The following is a 22,647-nucleotide window of genomic DNA, read 5'->3' as shown; positions in this document are numbered from 1 at the left end:
CATGCTCCGATCGCTTCGCCCCGCACTTGTCCTCACGCTCGGTGCGCTGATCGCAGGAGGAGCGGTGCTTGCGCTGGCTGTGCCCACGCAGGCGGCGGTTCTGCAGCCGGCCAGTATCAGCAGCAGCGGGCCCGTTGCCCAGGACGTCAGCGACTTCAGCTTCGAATCCTTCGACGCCCGGTACCAGCTCGGGCTCGACGCTGACGGCCGGTCGACGCTGACCACCGTGGAGACGATTGTGGCTCGCTTTCCCGAAAGCGATCAGAACCACGGGATCCGTCGCGCGATTCCCACCGGATATGACGGCCACCCCACCGGCCTCGTGATCGACAGCGTCACCGACGAAAACGGCACACCGCGCTCGTTCGACACCGAGAGCGGGAGCGAGAACCGGGACCAGGAATTTCTCGACGTCACGATTGCCGCCGACAATTTTGTACATGGCGCGCAAACCTACGTAATTACCTATTCTCAGGCCAACGTGACCCTGTACCCGTCCGACGCGGACACCGAACAGTTCTATTGGGACGTGAACGGAACCGGCTGGGACCAGACGTTCGGCCTGGTCACCGCGACCGTCCAATTCGATCCGGCGCTGGTCGACCGGCTGAACGGGCAAATCTCGTGCTATCGGGGTGCGGAGCGTTCCACGACACCCTGCGAGAGCATCCGGATGAGCGGTTCATCGACCGAGCCGACCGTGTCGGCGCAGGCCGCCGATCTGGGCGCGCGGGAGAATTTGTCGGTCGTCGTCGCCTTCGAGCCGGGCACTTTCGTGCCGCGCGATGATTCTTTCACCGCCAATGCCCTGCCGAGCATCGGGCTGCTGGGCGCCATCCTGGCCCTGATGACGGCGCTTGCCGCTGGCTTCCTGCGGGCCACCCGGTGGCGTGGCGCGGCCGGCCGCTTCACGATCATTGCCGAGTATCTGCCGCCCAGGGGAATCAACCTGCTGACGTCGGGCGATGTCGTTGGTGCTTCCGGCAAGGCAATCGCGGCGCAGTTCATCAGCTTCGCGGTGCGGGGTAACGTGCGCATTCTCGATTCGAGCGGCCAGAAGAACCACTTTCTCCTCGAATTTGTGCACGCCAACGGTGTGGATGAGGCCGAGAGCCGCATTCTGGGCAAGCTGTTTCCCGGCCTGCAACCGGGCGATCGGCGGGATCTGAAGAAGAAGAGCGTCACCCTGAGCAAGGCGCTGCAGAAGGAACGCGTCGCGGCCAGGGCCGAATCGCTGCGGCTGGGGCTGCGGGAAAAGAAAAACGATGGACTGCGCGTTGGGCTGTTCGTACTGGCAGTGGTGAGCGTTGGTCTTGCATTCGTGGGGAGCCTGGGCGCCCTGGTCACCGTGGTGGGCGGAGCCTGGCCTCTCTTGTTCATCGTGGTGGCGGTCATCTCCGCGGTGGGCACGTTCATCTTTGCCGGAAATTTGCGACCACTGACCGAGAGCGGCGCCGAACTGCGCGATTATCTGAAGGGCGTCAAGTTGTATATTGGTCTCGCCGAAGCCGATCGGCTTCGGGTCTTGCAGAGTCCGGCGGGAGCCGAACGTTCCGTGTATCGACCGGACTCGGATCGTCCCGACCTCGCCGTAGGCGCGTCAGCAGCGCAGGCACCGTCCGTGCAGTTGGTGAAACTGTACGAGCGCGTTCTGCCGCTGGCCGTCTTGTTCGGTCAGGAAAAGGACTGGTCCGGTGTACTCAGCCAGTATTACGCGGAGAGTGGCTCCCAGCCCGACTGGTATGTCGGAGCCGGAATGTTTCAGGCGGCCTACTTCGTCGGTGCGATCAGTTCCTTCTCGACGGCGACCACCGCATCGTGGTCCGGCAGCGCCACCAGCTCCGCCAGTTCCGGTACGGGCGGCGGAGGGTTCTCGGGCGGCGGCGGCGGCGGCGGCGGAGGGGGCGTCTGATGGGCACTCCGGCCGCACCGACCTTTACCCGCTCGGCACTCGCGCCGGGGCTGCTCGGCGCGATCGTGCTCCTCGCTGGGCTTGCGCTGCTAGACAGCGACAGTTTCATCATCATTCGCTACGCCGTGAGCATCTTGGCACTCATCATCTGTGTCTTCGTGATTCAGGCACGGTCCTGGTTCTGGCTGCTCGGGCTCGTGCCGATGGCCATTCTGTGGAACCCCGTGGTGATTCTTGACCTGCACGGTCAAGGGTGGGTCTCGGCACAGTTCATTGCGGCGATTATTTTCATCGTCGTCGGTTTTCGCACGAAGGTGCCGGTTCGCGAGCATTGAACCTCGGGCGTAGACTACTATCGCGTTGAGAGAACGGGCCGGGTCTCTACTGTGCGCTCGCATCCGGTGGCAGACTCCGTTGAAACACGTGCAATCAACCTGTGCGGTTGACTCATGTGGGTGAACGGAACCACCGCTACGACAGCATCAGTCTGGCTTCGTTCAGCGTGATGATCGCGATCCGTGCTGTTTTGTGGAATGCAGCGTTCCGGTAACACCAGAATGCCCTGACCGGCGAGGCGCGGTACCCGTACCGTGCCGCTTCGAAGTGGAGAACAATGGCTTATACCCGTACCGATGCCTCGGGCAGCCGGAACAACCTCGGTCGTAGTGGAGTATCCCGCAACCGGGCCCACCCGCGTTCTCGGGACGACGACGCGCCCATCATCCCGATCCTCGCCCGCAAGGTGCGCGAGGTCGAGGCGAAGGCGCAGTCCGGTACCAAGCTTGGGCCCACCAACCGTACGAAGTACCAGGTCATCGCGCTGCTGATGCGTGAAGAACGCGCCCGGGTCAAGGGCGACAAAGAACTTTCCGACGCGAACCGGGCAGAGCTGCTCAAACGCCTCGACGGCATCGCCCAGATTCTGGCCAAGACCGCCGCCCGTGACACGAGCCTGATCACCCTGCTCGAGCCCGACGCCGGCGTCTCCACCGTCGCCCAGCGGTTTCGCCGGGATTGGCTGCTTGAATCCGGCGCCGAGCTCAGCCCCGACGAGCTCATCATCACCCGCGAACCCGAGGCAGCACCGGTCATACTGCAGAACCAGGTTGTGCCGCAGTCGGTCAAGGCGCGGCAGCTGGCCAACCCGTTTCTCGCCCCCGACTTCAGCGCCGCAGCCCAGCCGGTCGTGCACCCACGCCGACTCGCCAACTGGGACCTGCTCGGCCCCCTCCTCAAATCGTTCGAATACGGCTCCGGCGGTCAGGCTGCCAGCATGGACATGCCGGAAGCTCCCAGTCTCGACCGGCTCTCGCCCAAGGGTATGGAGCTCATGCGGCATCAGGCCCGCTTCATTGAGAGCGCTCGTCTGGGACACCGCAGCTACCTGCTCGCCGACGAGCCAGGCCTCGGCAAGACCGCACAGAGCCTGCTCGCGGCATCCGTTGCCAACGCCTACCCCCTGCTGGCGATCGTGCCCAACGTCGTCAAGATGAACTGGGCCCGCGAAGTGGAACTGTGGACGCCGCATCGGCGTGCCACCGTCATTCACGGTGACGGCAACACTCTCGACGCCTTTGCCGACGTTGTCGTGGTGAATTACGACGTACTCGATCGGCACCTGGCCTGGCTCGGCACGCTCGGGTTCAAAGGCATGGTCGTTGACGAAGCACACTTCATCAAGAACCTCTCGTCGCAGCGGTCGAAGCACGTGCTCTCCCTGGCCGAGCAGATTCGCCGCCGAACCCCGGGCGGCAACCCGCTGTTGATGGCCCTCACCGGAACCCCGCTCATCAACGATGTCGACGATTTTCGAGCCATCTGGCAGTTCCTCGGCTGGATCGACGGTGACAAGCCGGCCCCCACACTGTTGAAACGCCTGGAAGAGACCGGCCTGACCCCGGCCGACATGGGCTTCTACAAGGAGGCCAGGGCCGCCGTCATTGACATGGGTATCGTGCGTCGCCGCAAGGTTGACGTCGCCGCCGATCTGCCGTCCAAGCGCATCGCTGACCTGCCGGTCGAACTCGACGATGACCTCGGCCGGTCGATCCGCCAGGCCGAGCGTGAGCTCGGTGCCCGCCTGGTCACCCGGTACCACGCGCTCGTCGCGGCCCGGCATGCTGGTTCCGGCGGTCCGGCGATGCCGGACGAAGACCAACGGGATGCCTACATTCGCGCCGTCGCGCACGCTGAGTTGGAGGATTCCAAAGGCCAGACCACCGGCGAAAATGTGTTCACGATGGTGCGCAAAATCGGTCAGGCCAAGGCCGGGCTCGCGGCGGACTACGCGGCGCAGCTGGCCCGATCGGTGGGCAAGGTCGTTTTCTTCGCGAAACACATCGACGTTATGGACACCGCAGAGGAAATCTTCGCCAAACGCGACCTGCGCACGGTCTCGTTGCGCGGCGACCAAAGCGCGCTGGCCCGCCAGGCCGCGATCGACTCCTTTAATAATGATCCCGACGTGGCCATTGCGGTATGTTCGCTCACCGCGGCCGGCGTCGGCGTCAACCTGCAGGCTGCCTCGAACGTTGTGCTCGCTGAACTCAGCTGGACCGCGGCCGAGCAAACGCAGGCCATTGACCGGGTGCACCGCATCGGCCAGGACGAGCCGGTCACCGCCTGGCGCATCATCGCCGCGCACACCATTGACGCGCGCATCGCCGACCTGATCGGTAGCAAGCAGGGCCTCGCGGCGCGCGCCCTAGACGGTTCCCAGGAAGACTACTCGGCCGCCGATTCGGTGCAGGCCAGCGCCCTCATCTACGTGCTCACCCAAGCGCTGGACGGAAAACTATAAGGCCTCAAGATCCCTCTCCGGGTGGGGTCGATTTGAGTCGACCCCACTTGAGGCACCATGATTGTGGCAATGTCCTTGTAAGAACATGATTGTCAGTGAGTTCCTGTTACGACATGATCATCACGACAAGACTCGCCCCGCTACCCAGATCGGCCACTCATGAAGATCGGTATTCTCACCAGCGGCGGCGACTGCCCCGGACTGAACGCGGTGATTCGCGGCGCTGTGCTCAAGGGCGTGCGCACCCACGATTTCGAGTTCGTCGGAGTCCGCAATGGCTGGCGCGGACTCGTGCAGAACGAGTTCATGCCGCTGGATCGCCACAGCGTGCGCGGCCTGTCCCGCCAAGGTGGCACCATTCTCGGCAGCTCACGCACCAATCCGTTCGAGGGTGAGAACGGCGGCCCAGAGAACATCCAGCGCACCCTCGACGCCAACGGCATCGATGCCGTGATCGCGATCGGCGGCGAGGGCACGCTGACGGCCGCCCACCGCCTCACCGAAGCCGGTCTGAACATTGTCGGGGTGCCCAAAACCATCGACAACGACCTGGAAGCCACCGACTACTCCTTCGGGTTCAATACGGCCGTCGAAATCGCCACCGAGGCGATTGATCGTCTGCGCACCACCGCCGAATCCCACGGCCGCTGCATGGTCGTCGAGGTCATGGGGCGCCATGTCGGCTGGATCGCGCTGCACTCCGGCATGGCCGGCGGCGCCCATGCCATTCTCATTCCCGAGCAGCCCAAATCGATTGAGCAGATCTGCAACTGGGTGGAACATGTGCGCGATCGTGGCCGGGCCCCGGTCATCGTCGTCTCCGAGGGTTTTCTGCTCTCCGGCATGGAAGAAGCGCACTCGACCAAGGGCCTGGATGCTTTTCATCGCCCCCGCCTCGGCGGAATCAGCGAGGTCATCGCGCCGCTGATCGAGGAACGCACCGGCGTGGAAAGCCGGGCCACAGTTCTCGGCCATACCCAGCGCGGTGGTGCACCTTCGGCCTACGACCGGGTGCTCGCCACACGCCTCGGCATGGCCGCCGTCGACGCCATCGACAACGCACAGTGGGGTTCGATGGTGTCGCTACGCGGCACCGAGATCGATGTGGTGAGCATCGCCTCGGCTACCATCGGCCTCAAGCGGGTGTCTCCCGCCCGGTATGACGAGGCCGCTGTACTGTTCGGCTAGGCCAGTTTGGCCTGGACCTGGGCCAGCGAGGGGTTGGTCGCGGCCGAACCGTCGGGATACAGGATAGTGGGCACGGTCTGGTTACCGTTGTTGAGGCTCATCACCAGCTCCGGAGTGCCGTCAACATGCTCGATGTTGACCTCGGTGTAGCCGATGCCGGCGATGTCGAGCTGCTTCTTCAGGCGCTTGCAGTAGCCGCACCAATCGGTCGTAAACATGGTGATGGTTCCGGTTGCGGGTACAAAGTCCATGACCGGAGCTTATCTGAGCTGCCTGACGAAGCAACTCCGTACGGGTTAAGATGAAGCAATGACTTTGCCCCAGGTATGCGTGTGCTACCTCACTCGACTATCTCCCGAAGGCAACCGGCAAGTACTGATGGGGCGCAAAAAGAAAGGCCTCGGCGTGGGTAACATCGTGGGCTTGGGCGGCAAGCTCGAGGTCGGCGAAAGCGCGGTGGATGCTGCGGTGCGCGAAATCGAGGAAGAGTCTGGTCTCGTGGTGGCGGCATCCGCTCTGAGTGAACGCGGGCTACTCACCTATCTCTTTCCGCATCGGGAGGAGTGGAGTCAGGAGTCGACCGTGTTCGTGTGCGACGAGTGGTCGGGAACGCCGCGGGAATCGAACGAGCTGAACCCGGTCTGGTTCGACGTCGCGAGCCTGCCGGTCGATGAGATGTGGGACGATGCCCGGCACTGGCTGCCCGGTGTGCTTGCCGGGGATCCGGTGCGCGCCACCTTCACCTTCGGCGCCGATCTGGAAAGCGTAGTGTCTCGTGCCTGAATTCAGCCTCATCATTGTTCTGGTCATCGCCCTCGCGCTCATTTTTGACTTCACGAACGGTTTTCACGACACGGCGAACGCCATGGCCACCCCGATCGCGACGGGGGCCATGAAGCCCAAGGTCGCCGTCGGTGTCGCCGCGATCCTCAACCTGGTCGGAGCATTCCTCTCCACCGAGGTGGCCCGAACCGTGTCGGGCGGCATCATCAAGGAGGGTGACGGCGGTGTGCTGATCACCCCCGACCTCATCTTCGCCGGCTTGATCGGCGCCATCGTCTGGAACCTCGTCACCTGGCTGATGGGACTGCCCTCAAGCTCAAGTCACGCATTGTTCGGCGGGCTGATCGGCGCGACCGTCATCGGAGTCGGTGCCCAGGCGGTGGACTACAACGTCGTCGCCGCGAAGGTGATCCTGCCGGCGCTGATCGCACCGCTGATTGCCGGCGGAGTGGCCCTGGTCGCGACCCGCCTGGCCTATGTCATCACCCGGCGTGATCTGGGCAAGCCCGACGGCCGCGGCGGGTTTCGGTATGCGCAGATCTTTTCCTCGTCGCTCGTCGCGCTGGCGCACGGCACCAATGACGCCCAGAAGACCATGGGAGTGATCACGCTCACGCTCATCGCTGGGGGGTTTCAGGCTGTTGGCAGCGGACCCGCCTTCTGGGTCATCGCCTCGTGCGCGCTCGCGATTGCGATCGGCACCTACACCGGCGGTTGGCGCATCATTCGCACCATGGGGTCCGGTCTGACCGAGATCAAGCCGGCGCAGGGGTTCGCCGCCGAAACCAGTACGGCGGCGACGATCCTCGCTTCCAGCCACCTCGGATTCGCGCTCTCCACCACCCAGGTCGCGTCCGGTTCGGTGATCGGTTCCGGTCTCGGACGGCGTGGTTCGACCATCCGTTGGGGGATGGCCGGACGAATTGCGCTCGGCTGGGTCATGACGCTGCCGGCCTCGGCCATTATGGGCGCGTTCGCGGCCGGCCTCGCTCTGCTCGGCCCGATCGGCATCGTGCTGGATATGGTGATCGGAACGATCGTGATCATGGCCCTGTTCCGCTGGTCCCGGCGTAACCGCGTCACGCACAACACTCTGCTGAACGACATCGATGACGCCGGTCGGGTCGTCAGCATCAAAAAGACGCCTCGCCGGCCCAACCGGCGCGACCGCAAGAAGGTGTCGCTGTGATCGACTGGACCGCTTTTCTCATCGTTTCGGCCGCTTCACTGGTCTCGGCGGCTCTGCTCGTGAGTCTGTACTCGCTCGGCCTGCGCCTGCTCACCACGGCCGGCCGTATTCCTCTGGTGGATCCTCACGAGTTCACCGGCGCGATCACCGTGCTCACCCCGAAGAAGGCCGCAAAGCAGCTCAAACGCGCTCGTAAGGCCGCTGCGGCGAATCCGCTGACGCCCGGGCTGAAGCGCCTGGCGCTGTACGGCGGCTACGCCTGCTTCGTGCTCTGCGGAATTGCCGTGCTCTACGGGGTCTACCTGATCGTGCCCGCCCTGCACGGCTAGCCCCCACAGAATACTGACCGGGCCCGGGTGGTTGTGGGATGCTGCGGGTGCTGCGAATAGTGCGAGTGCTGCGGCTAGGCGGTGTTGCGCACCCGACCCAGCCAGGTCATCAGGTGGTAGATCACGATGGCCGCGATTGTGCCGAGTGCGATGCCGTTGAAGCTCAGCGTGCCGGCATTGAGCGTGAAGTCGGCGATGCCGATGATGAGCGCGGTCGCGGCCGTGAACTGGTTGACCGGCTTGGAGAAGTCGACCTTGTTGTCGAGCCAGATCTTGACGCCGATCACGCCGATCAGCCCGTACAGCGCCGTGGTGACCCCGCCGAGTACACCGGCGGGAATCGTGAAGATGACGGCACCGACCTTGGGGGAGAGACCGAGCAGAATCGCGACGATACCAGCCACCCAGTAGGCAGCCGTCGAGTAGATGCGGGTCGCGGCCATGACGCCGATATTCTCGCCGTAGGTTGTGGTTCCGCTGCCGCCGCCGAAGCCGGCCAGCATGGTGGCCAGCCCGTCGGCGAACAGCGCCCGCCCGGTGAGTCGGTTCACCTTCGCATCCGTCATCTGGGCCACCCCCTTGATATGGCCAACGTTCTCGGCGATGAGTACCAGTACGACGGGGAGGAACGCCGGCAGTACACCGAACACGGCGGCCGGGTTCTCAAACGGGTTGGCCGGCGCGGTGAACGGTGGCAGCCCAATCCAGGCAGCGTCGGCAACCGGAGTGAAATCGACCTCGCCGAAAGAGAATGCGGCGAGGTAACCGACGAGCACACCGAGAAAAATCGACAGCCGACCCAGGATGCCGCGAAAGAGCACCGTGCACAAAATAACGGCGACGAGCGTGATGAGCGCGGTCAGGGGCGCCTGATCGAAGTTTGCTTTAGCGACCGGTGCGAGGTTGAAACCGATCAGCGCGACGATGGCGCCCGACACGATCGGCGGCATGAGTCGGTCGATCCAACCGGTGCCGGTGAGCTGCACCGTGACGCCGACGAGCGCGAGCAGCACGCCGACCGTCATGATGCCGAATAGGGCGCTACCCATTCCCGCCGATGCCGTCGCCGCGGTGATCGGAGCGATGAAGGCGAAAGACGAGCCAAGATAGCTGGGCAGTTTATTTCCGGTGATCAGCAGAAAAAGCAGGGTCCCGATACCGGAGAACAGCAGCGTCGTGCTCGGCGGAAAATCGGTGAGCAATGGCACCAAAAAGGTGGCACCGAACATGGCAACAACGTGCTGTGAGCCGATACCAATGGTCAGCGGCCAGCTCAGTCGTTCGCCCGGGCCGACGACCTCCTGCGCCCCGACTGTTTTTCCGTCGCCGTGCAGGGTCCAGGGTAGTGCCATGTGGTTCTCGTTTCGTTTGTTGCCAGATCAGGTCGTGGCGTGACCTTGTCGAGCGTAGTCGCAGCCGATACCGCTGGCGGCAGGCATCGGGCTTGCAGGAGCGCCTAATAGACTCGAGCGCATGAGCGAGCTCGCAAAACCGAGAACCGAAGCGGGTCTTGAGGTGCGAGTGGCTACCGGCTTGCTCCGCGGAGTGCGGGAGCGCGGTGTGCTGGCTTGGCGGGGTATTCCTTACGCGGCAGCCCCCGTCGGTGATCGCCGTTTTCGAGCGCCGCAGGCGGCCCCGGTGTGGCACGGCGTGCGCGACGCGAGCCAGTGGGGCCCGATCGCCACGCAAAGTCACAAGGGGCAATTTCGCGGCGCTCATCCGCGCATTCCGCAGGGCGAAGACTGTCTCAACCTCAACGTGTTGGCGCCCGACGAGCGGATGCGCCCCGGCGAGCAACTGCAGGACGCCCTGCGTCCGGTGATGGTCTTCATTCACGGCGGCGCCTACAGCGTCGGCTCCAGCCGGGAGGTTCCGCGCCAGGGGGAGGGGCTGGTGCGGCGGGGCGGCATCGTCTACGTCAGCCTCAACTACCGGCTGGGAGCCCTCGGCTACCTCGATTTTTCTCGATTTGCCACGCCGGAGCATCCGTTTGAGAGCAACTTGGGATTGCGCGACCAGGTCACCGCGCTGCAGTGGGTGCGCGATAACATCCACGCTTTCGGTGGCGATCCGGATGCCGTCACCCTGTTTGGTGAATCGGCCGGCGGCAACGCGGTCACCACGTTGATGACCGTTCCGAGTGCGGCCGGTCTGTTCCACCGGGCCATCGCACAGAGTGCGCCGCCGAACGCGGTCTATCCGAGCGACCTCACGGCGCGCTGGGCCGGCGAGTTCGTGGACACCCTGATCGACGACGGTGCGCCCGGCCAGTACAGTCGCGCCGACGCTGTCCGACTGCTCCTGGCCGCCGACCCGGCGCAGCTGGCGGCGGCGACGACGGCGCTGACGATGCGCACCCCCGACCACGATCCGGGCACGATTCCGCTGTGTCCGGTCATTGACGGCGATTTTCTGCCGGAACGGCCACTCGACGCCTTTCGTGACGGCCGGGCGGCGCGCATCCCGCTCATCATCGGCACCAATGCGCGGGAGGGGTCGCTGTTCAGCGGTCGCATCGATATTCTTGCCACCACACCGGCCCGCATCCGGGCGATTTTCAAAAAAACCACGAAGAAGGCCAGACGGGCCCTCACCGCGCAGTATCCGGGCATTCCGGCGCTGCGAGCCGCGCTCGATTTCGGCGGCGACTATTCGTTCTGGTATCCGAGCGTCAAGGTTGGCGAACGACATTCGCGCTACGCGCCGGTGTACTTTTACCGGTTCGACGCAGCGCCGCGGCTACTGCGGCTGATGGGCCTGGATGCCACGCACGGTCTCGAACTGTTTCCGTTGTTCGACCGGCTCGACGGCTGGTTCGGCCGTGGCATGACCGCGTTGGGTGGGCGTGGCGCTTTTCAGGCCATTGGCACCCGAATGCAAGGGTGGTGGCTGGGGTTTGTGCACGCTGGGGTGCCATCGGATGCGTGGCCGCGTTACGACGAAACCACCCGGGAGACGCTCATCATCAACCAGAACGACCACGTCGAATCCGACCCGCACCGTGAACGACGGCTGGCCTGGGGACGATTCGTGCCGCACGTTTGAATGGGCACCCCCACCCAGTCGTACACTGGAACCTTGCGTTAAACGCCACGGCACCGGGAGCACACCATTAGCAGCACTGAAACACCCACCACCGCGGCCTCGCCGCAGCCGGCCGCACGGGGGCTCATGGCCCGCGTCGACTCCTACTTTGAGATCACCAGCCGCGGCTCGACCTGGTCCCGAGAATTTCGCGGCGGACTGGTCACCTTCGTCACCATGGCCTACATCGTCATTCTGAACCCGCTGATCCTCGGCGGGTTCAGCGCTGACCAGGCCGCGGTGGACGTGGCGGGAGGCTGGCTGCCCAATGAGCAGGTCGCGGCCGTCACCGCACTGACCGCCGGTGTTATGACGATTCTGTTCGGCGTCATTGCCCGCCTGCCTTACGGATTTGCTGCCGGGCTGGGCATCAACTCGTTCCTCGCGGTGAGTGTTGTCGGCCAGGTCACCTGGGCCGAGGCAATGGGCCTGGTCGTCATCAACGGGCTCATCATCGTGCTTCTGGCCTCGACCGGGCTGCGCGAACTCATCTTCAACGCCATTCCGCGTCCGCTGAAAATTGCCATCACCGTCGGCATCGGCCTGTTCATCGCGTTCATCGGCCTGGTCGACTCGGGCTTCGTGCGGGCCAGCGGCGCCAATTCGCCGCCGGTGCAGCTCGGCGACGGCGGATCGATTGCCACGTTGCCGACCGCGGTCTTCGTCATCGGGCTCATCATCATCGGTGTACTGCTGGCCCGCAAGGTGAAAGCCGCGCTGTTGATCGGTATCGTTGCGACCACCGTCATCGCCGTGATTCTGGAGGCCATTTTTAAGGTCGGCCCCTCGCTGGGCACCAACCCAGCCGGCTGGAATCTGAACGCACCCGTGCTGCCGACGAGCGTCGTCGCCCTGCCCGACCTCGGTCTGATCGGCCAGGTTTCCTTCGGTGCCTTCGAGCGCATCGGTATGCTCGCCGCCGTCATGCTCGTCTTCACGCTAGTCTTCACGAACTTCTTCGACGCCATGGGCACGATGACCGGCCTGGCCAGCGAAGCTGGACTCGCCGACGCGGACGGCAAATTTCCGCGGCTCAAATCCGCCCTGATCGTGGAGGGCATCGGCGCTGTCGCCGGCGGTGCAACGAGCGCGTCCTCAAACACGGTGTTCATCGAATCGGGGGCCGGCATCGGGGAGGGCGCACGCACCGGCATGGCCAACGTGGTCACCGGCATCCTCTTTCTGGCCGCCATGTTCTTCACCCCGCTGACCCAGATTGTACCGCTCGAAGTAGCCGCCGCCGCACTCGTTATCGTTGGTGCGCTCATGGTGTCGCAGATCCGCCACCTCGACTTCACCGAATTTTCAAGCACGCTGCCGATCTTTTTGACGATCATCGTGATGCCGCTGACCTACTCGATCGCCAATGGAATCGGCGCCGGGTTCATCAGCTGGGTGCTCGTGCGCAGCCTGTCGGGCAAGGCCCGGGAAATCAGCCCGCTGCTCTGGGTGGTCGCGGTCGGTTTTGTGCTCTACTTCGTGCGTGGCCCGGTCGAGGCCCTAATCGGCTGAGCCGGTTCTCAGCGGCGCTGACGGACGGGCACCTGCTAGCATCCGGTAACCCAGCCGATTCGACCAGACCGGGAACCATGAACGCAGCAAACGACGATGTTTACCGCCCCAGCGATCGGGCCCTCCTGAAGGGCGCGATCCGGCAGCTTGGTGCCCAGACGGGCATCGAAGTGATCTTCGCCGGCCTGGTGAATCATGGCGAACTGGTCATCACCGAATTTGTGGGCACCACAACCCAGGGTCTGAAAAACCTCAACGTTCAGCCCGGCGAGGGCGTGGGGGGACGGGCGCTCCACCAATCACGGCCCGTCGGTGTTGCCGACTACTTCGACTCGCATCACATCACGCACCAGCATGACCAGGCCGTGCGGATTGAGGGTCTGCGCACCATGGTGGCGCTGCCGGTTCTCGTCGAGGGCCACGGTCGCAGCATCCTCTACGCGGCAACACGCGACCGCACCTCATTCGGTGAACGCACCGTCAACGAGCTCAATGCCGGCGGCGCGCGTATCGCCCGTGAACTGCAAATTCGCGATGAGGTCGATCACCGGGTGGCCATTCTCAAGGTTGTCGGCAGTCTCGCCGCCGAACCCCTCGACCGCGACCTGATCGAGGTCGTGCGTCTCGCCCACGCCGAACTGCTTTCGGTCGCGAGCGTCACGCACGACCCCGACCTCGCCCAGCGCATCCTCGCGGTCACCGCCCGCTTGGTCGGCTCGGCAGCCGCTCCAACGGATGTTCCCTACCTCACGCCTCGGGAAACTGACGTGCTCGCGCAGGTGGCCCTGGGGTGTTCCTACGCGGAGGTCGGTAACCGACTCGCCCTGCAGGCGGTGACGGTGAAGGGCTATATGCAGACGATCATGGCCAAGCTCAACGTGCACGGCCGAACCGAGGCAGTGCGGATCGCCCGCGGCTTTCGGCTTCTTCCCTGACCACCTCCCTCGGGAGGTAGTGGTGCCAGACGACCGCTGCCACGCTGGCATCTGCGACGACAACAGCGTCGTCACTCACGATGTCAAGGGAGATATCGCATGCTCGAAAGCACCGCAATCCGGCAGATCCGGCCGACGCCGCGCCGCACCTCGATGGCCCGGGTCGCCGTCGCCAGCTCCATGGGCAGCATCATCGAGTTCTATGATTTTCTGATCTACGGTACCGCTGCCGCACTGGTGTTTCCGCAGGTGTTCTTTCCGCAGCTGGGGACGGGAGCCGGCACTCTCGCCTCGTTCGGCACGTTCGCCGTCGCGTTCGTGTCTCGCCCGCTCGGCGCCATTCTGTTCGGTCACTTCGGTGACCGGCTCGGCCGCAAGAAGACGCTCGTCAGCACCCTCCTCATCATGGGCATCGCGACCGTCGCGATCGGCTTGCTGCCCAGCGCCAGCACTATCGGCCTCGCCGCGCCGATCATTCTCGTGCTGCTGCGCTTTCTGCAAGGCTTCGCCGTTGGTGGCGAGTGGGCCGGAGCAGCCCTGCTCGCGGCCGAGTACGCGCCGCCGAAGCGCCGCGGCCTGTACGCCGCGTTCCCGCAGCTTGGCCCGTCCATCGGCTTCGCCCTGGCCAGCATGACCTTCCTGATCATCAACCTCACCCTCGGCGATGCCTCCGACGCGTTTCTCACCTACGGCTGGCGCATCCCGTTTATTCTGAGCGCGGTGCTGGTGATCATCGGCCTCTACATCCGGCTGAAGATCGAAGAAACGCCCGTGTTCAAAGCCGCGACCGACGCTGTTCGCACCGCACCGGTGGCCCGTAAACTACCGGTCTGGGAAGTCGTGCGCAAACAGCCCAAGCAGATTCTGCTCGGGGGAGCGTCGACCATGATGCTCTTCGCCTTCTTCTACACCGGCACCGCATTTCTCTCCAGCTACGGCACTAACCCTGACGGTCTGGCTCACAGCCGACCGACCATCCTGACCCTCGGCATCATCGGCGCCCTCGTTTTCGCCGTCGGTACCATCGCGAGCGCCATTCTTTCCGATCGCGTCGGTCGCCGGGCGGTCATCGTCACCTCGTGCATCGTGGCGGTGCCGTGGTCTCTCGTGCTGTTTCCGATTCTCGACATCGGCACGGCCTGGTCATTTGGTCTCGGCCTCTCGGGCACGCTGCTCATCGTGGCGGGAATCTACGGTCCGGTCGGAGCATTCCTGCCCGAACTGTTCGCGACCCGCTACCGGTACACCGGTGCCGGCATGGCCTACAACCTCGGAGCTTTGGTCGGCGGCGGCATCACGCCGTTGGTCGCGGCGTCGATCATCGCTACGGCGGGCAGCGCATCGATCGGCTGGCTGTTGGCCGGCGTGAGCGTGGTGAGCCTGCTGGCAACCTTCGGCCTGCCCGAGACCCGTGGGGTCAACCTGGACACCGTCGCTACGCCAGACCGGCGCGAGTCCGTCAGCAAGTGAGTCAGCGAGTGAGTCGGCGCTAAGGCGTCACGTTCCAACGCAGGCAGGCACCGTCGTGGGTCACGTCGGTGCCTGTCGTGCTGTTTTAGAATCGGGCCAGCGGATGACGATCGGCCTCACCATACCGCCGGTGTCTGTGCCTCGGTGTTCAGATCTCGCGGCAGTGCGTCGTGAGCATGCCGATCTTGTCGATGGAGATGGTCACGGTCGACCCCTCACCCAGGAAGATCGGGGGCTTGCGGCTGTAGCCGGCACCACCAGGGCTGCCGGTGGAGATCAGGGTACCGGGCATCAGCGTGGAGGTTTTCGAGAGGTACGAGATGATCTCAGCTACGGTGCGCACCATGTCGCCGCTGGAGGCATCCTGCAGAATGCGACCGTCGACGTGCGTGGTCAGCCAAAGATTCTGCGGGTCGCCGATCTCATCGGCCGTGACCACGAGCGGACCAGTCGGAGTAAAGCCGTCGAAAGACTTGCACCTGGACCACTGTGCCTCGGAGAATTGCAGGTCTCGCGCGGTGATGTCATTCACGACGGTGTATCCAAAGACGTAGTCCAGTGCGTTGGCCACGGACACATTGCGGGCTGGACGGCCAATGATGACGCCGAGTTCGGCCTCGTAGTCCACCTGCGTGGTGAGGTCGCGAGGCCAGGTAATGGTCGAGCCGTGCCCCGTGAGCGAGTTCGGCCAGAGGGAAAATATCGTCGCTGAGGTCTCCAGGCGCAGGCTCAGCTCCGAGGAGTGCGCGGCGTAGTTGGCGCCGATCGCGATGATCTGCGGCGGGCGCAGCACCGCGGAGGAATGCCGCAGTTCGTCGACCGGGGTGAGAATAGCCCCGTTGGAGACGGCGTCAAGCGCGACGGCGCGGATACGTTCGTACCCCGCGTCGCCCTGTTCGAGCAGGTCTTGCAGATCGCGGGGGGCGTCAGTAATGATGTCGTCGAGAAACAATGCCGCATCGTCGAAAATCACGGCCAATCGGGGAACGGAGGAGCCGTCAACTCTCAAATGCGCAAATTTCACTCTTCTAGGCTAACCGGCCCTGCCCCGGGTTGCCCTGTGAGGTGCTCCAACCCTCGGCCGGTCTGCTTGGAGAGTAGAGCGAAGAATCCGCTGCCGCACGCCACAAATGCATGCCGGCGTAACTGCGCCACGGGGCCCACTGCGCCCCGCGCGCCGCCAGCGCACGGGGCGCACCGGCCAGACCGAGTCGCTCGGCACCCTGCCTTAGCGCCAGATCGCTGGTGAGAAGGATATCGGGACTGCCGAGTACTCGTATCGCAACGTACCCGGCCGTCCACGGTCCGATTCCGCGCAGGGCGACCAGACTGGTTTCCAGCTCGGCTCGGGTCTGGCCGAACGACAGGGCCAGCTCTCCCGAAGCCAGAGCCTCCGCGACCCGCACGATCGTGTCGATGCGCGCTGCCGGCCCCCGCAGGATCGCACGACCACCGGCCGCGATTTGCGCTGAAGTGGGAAAGAGGAGGCGCCGGTCGGGGCCGGGCAGCTCGTCGCCGAGGGCATCGGCCAGCCGGGTCAGGGCGGTGCGGGCGGCAGCGACCGAGATCTGCTGCCCGATCAGCGCCCGAAACAGGGTTTCTTCGGCGTCCATGCTGCCCGGTACTCGGATGCCGGGGGTGAGCGCGACCGAGGCGGCCAGTGCCGGGTCCGTGCCGAGATGGTGGTCGATCGCCGACGCGTCGGCGTCAAGATCGAACAATCGGCGCACCCGGCTGACCAGCGGTGCCAGGTCGGTCAACTGCGCCAGCCGGATGCTGCAGGTCAGTGCGGGGGCGGCATCCGTTCCCGATAGGGTCACCTCAATAGTGGCCGTACCGTGCGGTAGTCGAACGGTGCGGGCATAGCTCCTGTCGGTGGCCGTTTCGATGCCGGGCAGCGCGCGCGCACCGAGAAAACGCAGCAGGCCGGCACCGTCGAACGGAGCGCGCGCCGGCAGTTGCAGTGTAACTTTTGTCTCGGCGCGATCGACACCGGGAACCGAGCGTTCGGGCGTTGAACGACGGGCCGCCCGCACCTCGGACGGCGTGCGCTCATACACGGCAGCGACGGTGTCGTTGAACTGGCGCACACTGCCAAAGCCCGCGGCAAAAGCCACATCGGTGATCGGCAGGTCGGAACTGAGCAATAACAGGCGTGCGGTCTGTGCGCGATGCGCCCGGGCCAGAGCCAGCGGGCCGGCGCCGAGTTCGGCGACGAGCACCCGGGTCAGATGTCGGGGCGTGTAGCCCAGGCGGGTGGCGAGTCCCGGCACCCCCTCACGTTCCACGACGCCATCAGAAATGAGGCGCATCGCTCGGGCGGCGAGATCATCGCGTATATTCCAGGCCGGCGAGCCGGGCACAGCGTCGGGCAGACAGCGTTTGCACGCCCGCAGCCCGGCATCGTGGGCGGCCGCCGCGGTGAGGTAGAACGAAACGTTACCGGGTTTGGGGGTTGTTGCCGGGCAACTCGGTCGGCAGTAGATGCCGGTTGTGTGCACACCGGTGATGAACTGGCCGTCGAACCGGGTGTCGCGTGAACACATGATCCGGTAGCGTTCCGCGAAGATGGGGTCGGCCAGAGCCGATGAGACGGCAGCGCGAGAGGTGATCACCACTTGAGCCTGCCACTTCGGGCGGCGATGCGGTAGCGGAAATCAGACGTGGACGGCCTCGACCGGGGGAGTGATGAACGTCTGATGCTTCGCGTCTGTCGACGCAGAGCCCGCGCCGGATACCGCGGGCCCTGCCGGTATTCTCGAGGAATGAGCCTCGACCAGCCGCCAGGCCCGCCCGCGCCACGCCAGCCTGTCCGACACCCGCCCGTGCAGGAGAGTCCGAGCCCGGTTCCAGCGGTCTGGAGCCGGCCGACGACGCCGTCTCGCACCGGCGCGATTGTTTTGGCTGCTCTGGGGATCGTGCTCGCCGGTCTGGCCCTGCTCGCGGTGTTCATCTACCTGACCACATTTCTGGGTACCGGAGCGTTGCTGTTCGGACTGATTCTGGCGCTACTGCCACTGGCCGTCGTGCTGTTCGCGGTGCGCTGGATCGACCGCTGGGATCCGGAGCCGCGGCCGGCCCTGATCTTCGCCTTGCTCTGGGGCGCCGGCATCTCCATCGTCACCGCTTTGGTCTTTGATCTCGGCGTGCAGATCACCATTGCAGCCAGTGCTGGCGCGCTCACCGGGAGTGATTTCACATCCGCTGTCGTTCAAGCCCCAATTGTGGAAGAAGTCGCCAAAGGCTTCGGCGTGCTCGTGCTGTTCTGGGCGGTGCGCCGCCACTTCGACGGCCCACTCGACGGCGTTGTCTACGCCGCGACGATTGCCGCCGGCTTTGCCTTCTCCGAAAATATTCAGTATTTCGGACTCGCCATGACGGAGGGCAGCGCGCAGAGCCTCGGCATCACCTTTTTGTTGCGCGGGGTGTTCTCACCGTTTGCGCATGTCACGTTCACCATCTGCACCGGGCTTGCCCTGGGCCTGGCCGCTCGGCGCGGAACCTCCAAGGGTGGTGCGTTCAGCTATTTTCTGTTCGGCCTCGTACCGGCCATCGCCCTGCACGCCCTGTGGAACGGCGCGACGTTTGTGCTCGCCGGCGACAGCTCCCTGCTCGTCTACTATCTGGTCGTGCAGGTGCCGTTGTTCATCGCGGCCATTCTCGTCGTGGTATTTCTGCGCCGGCAGGAGGCCCGCGTCACCCTGCGCCGCCTGCACGAATACGCCCAGGCCGGATGGTTCACCCCGGCCGAGGTGTCGATGCTCGGCACCGGTGCCGGACGACGCCAGGCGCTGGCCTGGGGGGCACGCCAGGAACGACCGAAGAAAATCGCCATGCGTCGGTTCATAGCGGATGCCACCCGCCTCGCTTTTGTGCGCGACCGCCTCGTTCGCGGCCACGGCACTCCGGCGCTGCACGACCACGAGGAGCGACTGCTCAGGCAACTCATGATTCATCGGGCCGATGTGCTCCGGCAGACACGTCCCGGTGCGATGCCGGCGACACGGTAGCTGCTGCTCGGGACCTGCTTCACCACTGCACGGATTCGGTGGTAACAACAGAAACTCGCCGCTTCGGTGGTGTGGCAGTGCCGACGACTCTCCCGATGCGACGAGTTGGTGTAGGACAAGACTGCACCCGTCGGGGGCTGGGCGCAAGCATTATTTTCTTGGGCCTGGTCGGTGTGCAATCCGGCGCCGAATCCGGTTGGATGGGAGCATGACTGATTTGAATTCCAAGCCCGAAATTGATTTCCCCGAGGGCGCTGCGCCCGAACAACTCGAGATCACCGATATCGTCGTTGGCGACGGTGCTGAGGCTACCGCCGGCGCCACCGTCGACGTGCACTATGTCGGCGTTGAGTTTGAGTCCGGAGCCGAGTTCGACTCGTCCTGGAACCGAGGCCAGTCGATCAACTTTCCGTTGCGCTCGCTCGTTGCCGGTTGGCAGGAAGGGATCCCCGGCATGAAGGTCGGCGGACGTCGCAAGCTGGTTGTGCCCCCGCACCTGGCCTACGGACCGGCCGGTTCCGGCCACCGTCTCTCCGGTCAGACCCTGATCTTCATCATCGACCTGCTCGGCGTGAGCTAAGCGGTCGGGCACGAACGTTAACACCGTCCGGGGTGCGGCTGATCAGGCCGCACCCCGGATTTTGCTGGCAACGCCTAATGATCGGCCGGGCGCCGCCGGGTGGTACGGCTGCCGGGCGGAGCGCGGCTGGGGCGGCAGCGGCGGATGCTACAGCAGGGTCGAGGCTGGCTCCGGGCCGAGCGGGAACCGTCGACCGGTGATCGAGGTGGGTACTATCTCGACGAAGACGGGCTTCACCGTGGGGATGAGCGGCCGTAATGGCAGCGCGGCGGCGTCATCGATTTCCAGCTGGGTGTCCAGCGCCCGCGCCGTTCCATGCACGATGACACTCCACGCATCGTCGCGGCCCACACCATCCGTTTCAAAAGCGACCCGGTTGTTGATCGTAAGCTCGATCAGTTTGGTTCCCGATGCGGTACGAAACAGCAGGTGCCGATCGGCGGTCACGAAGTTGACCGGAAAAATATCCGGGATGCCGCCGACTGCCACGGCGAGACGGCCCAAACTGGCCGAGAGCAAGACGTTCCAGCATTCTTCTTCGCTGAGAATCTGAACGGGGGCTGCGGGGGCGTTCGCATCGTCGAAAGTCATGGTCCATCGTCACACGCTCGGAGCTTCAGGGCCAGCGGGGCGGCTGGTTTTTCGGCCTCCGCCACCACCAGGTACGAAGAAAATACCCCGCAATATGGTGCAGCGTGCCTGTAAGCTGGAAATTTGCCCGGACGGGAGTGCCCTCGGCAACATCGGAACGGTTTTCCACTGCGCGCCGCAATCTATTCTTCGAGAAAGTTCCACCGTGACTGCACTACCCAAAGTACCGACTAACAAGCCCAACACCCGCCCGCCTAAAACCCGCCGTGTGATCCCGGCACCCCGGGTGTTTTATCCGGCCCTGGGGATCATTCTGGCCGTCGTTGTCATCGCCATCGCCTTTCCGGTGCGCACGGGCAGCGTCCTCGCCCTGCTGCAAGGCTGGGTGGTAGCCGGGCTCGGCCCGTACTACATGGTCATCGTGGCTGCATTCGTGGTGTTCGCGGTGTGGATGGGCGCGAGTCGATTCGGTGATATCAAGCTCGGCCAGGACGACGACAAACCCGAATTCGGCATTATGAGCTGGTTCTCCATGTTGTTCGCCGCGGGGATGGGCATCGGCCTCGTCTTCTGGGGGGCGGCCGAGCCACTCACCTTCTTCACCAACCCGAAACCCGGCGTAACCGGAGATTCGCAGCAACTCGCCGCGGCCGCCATGTCGCAGACCTTTTTGCACTGGGGCTTCCACGCTTGGGCCATTTACGCGGTGGTCGGGCTTGCGCTGGCCTATTCCATACACCGCAAGGGCCGTCCGGTATCCATTCGCTGGGCGCTCGAGCCTCTTCTCGGTGACCGGGTCAAGGGCCGCCTCGGCGACGCCATCGACGTCATCGCGATCGTCGGAACGCTGTTCGGTGTGGCGACCTCACTCGGACTCGGCGTCAAGCAGATAGCGGCCGGTCTCAACCACCTCGGTGTGGTCGGCGGGGTCAACGACGTTCTCCTCATCGTGTTGATCACGGCGATCACAATCGTCGCCACCGTATCCGTGGTCAGTGGCGTGGGTAAGGGCATCAAGTGGCTCTCCAACATCAACCTCGGCGTGGCCGGCCTGCTGCTGGTGGCCGTGTTGCTGCTTGGACCCACGCTGTACCTGCTGCGCGTGCTCGTCGAATCCATCGGTGGGTATTTTCAGAACGTCGTCGGACTCACCTTTGACGCCGGCTCCTTCACCGGCCAGGCCGGCATCGACTGGCAAGGCGCCTGGACGGTGTTTTACTGGGGCTGGTGGATCTCCTGGGCGCCGTTCGTAGGGGTGTTCATCGCCCGCATCTCGCGCGGTCGCACCGTGCGCGAGTTCATCGCTGGCGTCCTGCTCGTTCCCACCCTGGTCACCTTCGTCTGGTTCACGGTCATGGGCGGCAGCGCCATTCGTTTGGCGTGGGAGGGCGACGGCGGCGGGCTCTTTGACCCCACCGTGGGCATCATCTCCGAAAACGTGCTCTTCAACTTTCTGGGCCAGCTTCCGTTCGGCGGTGTGCTCTCGGTCATGGCCGTTATCGTCGTGGCGATTTTCTTCATCACCTCGGCCGATTCCGGTTCGCTCGTGATCGACATGCTCGCCTCGGGTGGTGACACCAACCCGCCCAAGTGGAGTCGCATCATGTGGGCAAGCCTGGGCGGGCTGGTGGCGATCGCTCTGCTCCTGGCCGGCGGTCTCGCCGCGTTGCAGACCGGCGCAATCCTGACGGCGATTCCCGTGAGCATCGTCATGATCGGTATGTGCATCGCCACCTACCGGGCTTTCCGCCTGGAACACGACGTGCTGGTTAGCGCGGAACGCCGTCAGCGCAGGGAGGAGATGGCACGCCGCATTGGCAAGACCGTCACCGCGGACCTCGAGGAGAACTTCCACGACCACTTCGGCGATCAGATCGGCGATCAGATCGATGGGCACATCGAGGCGGCCTTGACCGACGACCCGGCTCGGCGACCGCGCTGGGGCCGTCGCCCGAAGGCCTAGCACCGATTAGACCCGGTCAGGGCCGCTACATTCCGTTGGCGGCCTTGACCCGGTTGACCAGATCGCGCCACGGTCCGTTCACCTGGGGTTCGGCGAGCACCACTTCGTGCGGGGCACACCGAATGCGGTAGGCGAATCGGTCAGGGCCGGCCTCACTGTCGGTGACGTCATCCCAGGGCAGTGAGTTCAAGAATGTGGCCCAGGTGTTCGGGTCGGGTTGTTCTTCGACTCGGACTTCCCAGGTGAGGCGGATTCCCGCCATCCCGCCGCTGCGCGAGACGATGACTTTCATACCGCGATG

20 protein-coding genes are annotated in these 22,647 nt (G+C 64.6%); 14 read left to right on the top strand and 6 right to left on the bottom strand.

What is annotated here, in order from left to right; translation table 11 throughout:
• Position 1 precedes the first annotated feature (1 nt).
• From QMK22_RS08685 to QMK22_RS08670, 4 genes are all read left to right on the top strand, one after another.
• Positions 2-1,912, top strand: coding sequence for a DUF2207 domain-containing protein (locus tag QMK22_RS08685; protein WP_283497230.1), 1,911 nt, complete (start codon positions 2-4; stop codon positions 1,910-1,912).
• Positions 1,912-2,247, top strand: coding sequence for a DUF6804 family protein (locus tag QMK22_RS08680; protein ID WP_283497229.1), 336 nt, complete (start codon positions 1,912-1,914; stop codon positions 2,245-2,247). Before QMK22_RS08685 ends, QMK22_RS08680 begins: the two co-directional genes overlap by 1 nt.
• Before the next feature lie 278 nt (positions 2,248-2,525).
• The gene (locus tag QMK22_RS08675) at positions 2,526-4,712 is read left to right on the top strand and encodes a DEAD/DEAH box helicase (protein ID WP_283497228.1); all 2,187 of its coding nucleotides are present in this window, start codon (positions 2,526-2,528) and stop codon (positions 4,710-4,712) included.
• A 159-nt stretch (positions 4,713-4,871) separates the two neighbouring features.
• Complete coding sequence (locus QMK22_RS08670; protein WP_283497227.1) at positions 4,872-5,900, top strand: 6-phosphofructokinase; 1,029 nt, start codon at positions 4,872-4,874, stop codon at positions 5,898-5,900.
• On the opposite strand, the gene QMK22_RS08665 is transcribed toward QMK22_RS08670, so the two are convergent.
• Positions 5,897-6,151: a mycoredoxin gene (locus QMK22_RS08665; protein ID WP_283497226.1), complete on the bottom strand. Its 255-nt coding sequence runs from the start codon at positions 6,149-6,151 to the stop codon at positions 5,897-5,899. The genes QMK22_RS08670 and QMK22_RS08665 overlap by 4 nt on opposite strands.
• A 58-nt stretch (positions 6,152-6,209) precedes the next feature.
• Between QMK22_RS08665 and QMK22_RS08660 the strand changes: the two genes are divergently transcribed.
• Genes QMK22_RS08660 through QMK22_RS08650 form a run of 3 tightly spaced genes read left to right on the top strand, consistent with a single transcriptional unit; the run spans position 6,210 to position 8,201 of the window.
• Complete coding sequence (locus tag QMK22_RS08660; protein WP_283497225.1) at positions 6,210-6,683, top strand: 8-oxo-dGTP diphosphatase; 474 nt, start codon at positions 6,210-6,212, stop codon at positions 6,681-6,683.
• Entirely contained in the window at positions 6,676-7,872 is a 1,197-nt protein-coding gene (locus QMK22_RS08655; protein ID WP_283497224.1) for an inorganic phosphate transporter, read from the top strand. Before QMK22_RS08660 ends, QMK22_RS08655 begins: the two co-directional genes overlap by 8 nt.
• On the top strand, positions 7,869-8,201 hold the full coding sequence (locus QMK22_RS08650; RefSeq protein WP_283497223.1) for a peptidase: 333 nt from the start codon (positions 7,869-7,871) through the stop codon (positions 8,199-8,201). Before QMK22_RS08655 ends, QMK22_RS08650 begins: the two co-directional genes overlap by 4 nt.
• Positions 8,202-8,275: 74 nt before the next feature.
• On the opposite strand, the gene QMK22_RS08645 is transcribed toward QMK22_RS08650, so the two are convergent.
• Positions 8,276-9,553, bottom strand: a complete 1,278-nt coding sequence (locus QMK22_RS08645; RefSeq protein ID WP_283497222.1) for a uracil-xanthine permease family protein — start codon at positions 9,551-9,553, stop codon at positions 8,276-8,278.
• 121 nt (positions 9,554-9,674) lie between these two features.
• Between QMK22_RS08645 and QMK22_RS08640 the strand changes: the two genes are divergently transcribed.
• From QMK22_RS08640 to QMK22_RS08625, 4 genes are all read left to right on the top strand, one after another.
• Positions 9,675-11,246, top strand: a complete 1,572-nt coding sequence (locus QMK22_RS08640; protein ID WP_283497221.1) for a carboxylesterase/lipase family protein — start codon at positions 9,675-9,677, stop codon at positions 11,244-11,246.
• A gap of 126 nt (positions 11,247-11,372) precedes the next feature.
• Positions 11,373-12,797: an NCS2 family permease gene (locus tag QMK22_RS08635; RefSeq protein WP_283497220.1), complete on the top strand. Its 1,425-nt coding sequence runs from the start codon at positions 11,373-11,375 to the stop codon at positions 12,795-12,797.
• A gap of 77 nt (positions 12,798-12,874) precedes the next feature.
• Complete coding sequence (locus QMK22_RS08630) at positions 12,875-13,732, top strand: helix-turn-helix transcriptional regulator (RefSeq protein WP_283497219.1); 858 nt, start codon at positions 12,875-12,877, stop codon at positions 13,730-13,732.
• 99 nt (positions 13,733-13,831) lie between these two features.
• Positions 13,832-15,202 (top strand): MFS transporter, encoded by a 1,371-nt coding sequence (locus QMK22_RS08625; RefSeq protein ID WP_283497218.1) that lies wholly within the window; start codon positions 13,832-13,834, stop codon positions 15,200-15,202.
• A 148-nt stretch (positions 15,203-15,350) separates the two neighbouring features.
• On the opposite strand, the gene QMK22_RS08620 is transcribed toward QMK22_RS08625, so the two are convergent.
• Both QMK22_RS08620 and QMK22_RS08615 read right to left on the bottom strand, forming a co-directional pair.
• Positions 15,351-16,226 (bottom strand): fumarylacetoacetate hydrolase family protein, encoded by an 876-nt coding sequence (locus QMK22_RS08620; RefSeq protein ID WP_283497217.1) that lies wholly within the window; start codon positions 16,224-16,226, stop codon positions 15,351-15,353.
• Positions 16,227-16,230: 4 nt separating this feature from the next.
• The gene (locus tag QMK22_RS08615; protein WP_283497216.1) at positions 16,231-17,817 is read right to left on the bottom strand and encodes an AlkA N-terminal domain-containing protein; all 1,587 of its coding nucleotides are present in this window, start codon (positions 17,815-17,817) and stop codon (positions 16,231-16,233) included.
• Between the two features lie 150 nt (positions 17,818-17,967).
• Between QMK22_RS08615 and QMK22_RS08610 the strand changes: the two genes are divergently transcribed.
• Both QMK22_RS08610 and QMK22_RS08605 read left to right on the top strand, forming a co-directional pair.
• Positions 17,968-19,212 carry a PrsW family intramembrane metalloprotease gene (locus QMK22_RS08610; RefSeq protein WP_283497215.1) on the top strand — a complete coding sequence of 415 codons (1,245 nt, stop codon included), beginning with the start codon at positions 17,968-17,970 and terminating at the stop codon, positions 19,210-19,212.
• Positions 19,213-19,420: 208 nt separating this feature from the next.
• Positions 19,421-19,792 carry an FKBP-type peptidyl-prolyl cis-trans isomerase gene (locus QMK22_RS08605; protein ID WP_283497214.1) on the top strand — a complete coding sequence of 124 codons (372 nt, stop codon included), beginning with the start codon at positions 19,421-19,423 and terminating at the stop codon, positions 19,790-19,792.
• Positions 19,793-19,939: 147 nt separating this feature from the next.
• Here the strand turns inward: QMK22_RS08605 and QMK22_RS08600 are convergent, their stop codons facing one another.
• Positions 19,940-20,383 carry a pyridoxamine 5'-phosphate oxidase family protein gene (locus QMK22_RS08600; protein WP_283497213.1) on the bottom strand — a complete coding sequence of 148 codons (444 nt, stop codon included), beginning with the start codon at positions 20,381-20,383 and terminating at the stop codon, positions 19,940-19,942.
• A 268-nt stretch (positions 20,384-20,651) separates the two neighbouring features.
• On the opposite strand from QMK22_RS08600, the gene QMK22_RS08595 reads away from it, so the two are divergent.
• Positions 20,652-22,346 carry a BCCT family transporter gene (locus tag QMK22_RS08595; RefSeq protein WP_283497212.1) on the top strand — a complete coding sequence of 565 codons (1,695 nt, stop codon included), beginning with the start codon at positions 20,652-20,654 and terminating at the stop codon, positions 22,344-22,346.
• A 25-nt stretch (positions 22,347-22,371) separates the two neighbouring features.
• Here QMK22_RS08595 and QMK22_RS08590 read toward each other — a convergent pair whose 3' ends face one another.
• Complete coding sequence (locus tag QMK22_RS08590; protein WP_283497211.1) at positions 22,372-22,638, bottom strand: protealysin inhibitor emfourin; 267 nt, start codon at positions 22,636-22,638, stop codon at positions 22,372-22,374.
• Positions 22,639-22,647 lie beyond the last annotated feature (9 nt).

Source organism: Cryobacterium sp. PH29-G1, from assembly GCF_030063365.1.
Taxonomy (GTDB): domain Bacteria; phylum Actinomycetota; class Actinomycetes; order Actinomycetales; family Microbacteriaceae; genus Cryobacterium.
This window is presented reverse-complemented; position numbering and strand designations above follow the sequence as displayed.

What these genes read in the sequence shown, in the direction of transcription:
- QMK22_RS08630 (WP_283497219.1), top strand. Translation starts at nt 12,875, where the DNA reads ATGAACGCAGCAAACGACGATGTTTACCGCCCCAGCGATCGGGCCCTC.
- QMK22_RS08590 (WP_283497211.1), bottom strand. Translation starts at nt 22,638, where the DNA reads ATGAAAGTCATCGTCTCGCGCAGCGGCGGGATGGCGGGAATCCGCCTC.
- QMK22_RS08610 (WP_283497215.1), top strand. Translation starts at nt 17,968, where the DNA reads ATGAGCCTCGACCAGCCGCCAGGCCCGCCCGCGCCACGCCAGCCTGTC.
- QMK22_RS08685 (WP_283497230.1), top strand. Translation starts at nt 2, where the DNA reads ATGCTCCGATCGCTTCGCCCCGCACTTGTCCTCACGCTCGGTGCGCTG.
- QMK22_RS08605 (WP_283497214.1), top strand. Translation starts at nt 19,421, where the DNA reads ATGACTGATTTGAATTCCAAGCCCGAAATTGATTTCCCCGAGGGCGCT.
- QMK22_RS08675 (WP_283497228.1), top strand. Translation starts at nt 2,526, where the DNA reads ATGGCTTATACCCGTACCGATGCCTCGGGCAGCCGGAACAACCTCGGT.
- QMK22_RS08635 (WP_283497220.1), top strand. Translation starts at nt 11,373, where the DNA reads ATGGCCCGCGTCGACTCCTACTTTGAGATCACCAGCCGCGGCTCGACC.
- QMK22_RS08625 (WP_283497218.1), top strand. Translation starts at nt 13,832, where the DNA reads ATGCTCGAAAGCACCGCAATCCGGCAGATCCGGCCGACGCCGCGCCGC.
- QMK22_RS08660 (WP_283497225.1), top strand. Translation starts at nt 6,210, where the DNA reads ATGACTTTGCCCCAGGTATGCGTGTGCTACCTCACTCGACTATCTCCC.
- QMK22_RS08680 (WP_283497229.1), top strand. Translation starts at nt 1,912, where the DNA reads ATGGGCACTCCGGCCGCACCGACCTTTACCCGCTCGGCACTCGCGCCG.
- QMK22_RS08640 (WP_283497221.1), top strand. Translation starts at nt 9,675, where the DNA reads ATGAGCGAGCTCGCAAAACCGAGAACCGAAGCGGGTCTTGAGGTGCGA.
- QMK22_RS08645 (WP_283497222.1), bottom strand. Translation starts at nt 9,553, where the DNA reads ATGGCACTACCCTGGACCCTGCACGGCGACGGAAAAACAGTCGGGGCG.
- QMK22_RS08600 (WP_283497213.1), bottom strand. Translation starts at nt 20,383, where the DNA reads ATGACTTTCGACGATGCGAACGCCCCCGCAGCCCCCGTTCAGATTCTC.
- QMK22_RS08670 (WP_283497227.1), top strand. Translation starts at nt 4,872, where the DNA reads ATGAAGATCGGTATTCTCACCAGCGGCGGCGACTGCCCCGGACTGAAC.
- QMK22_RS08665 (WP_283497226.1), bottom strand. Translation starts at nt 6,151, where the DNA reads ATGGACTTTGTACCCGCAACCGGAACCATCACCATGTTTACGACCGAT.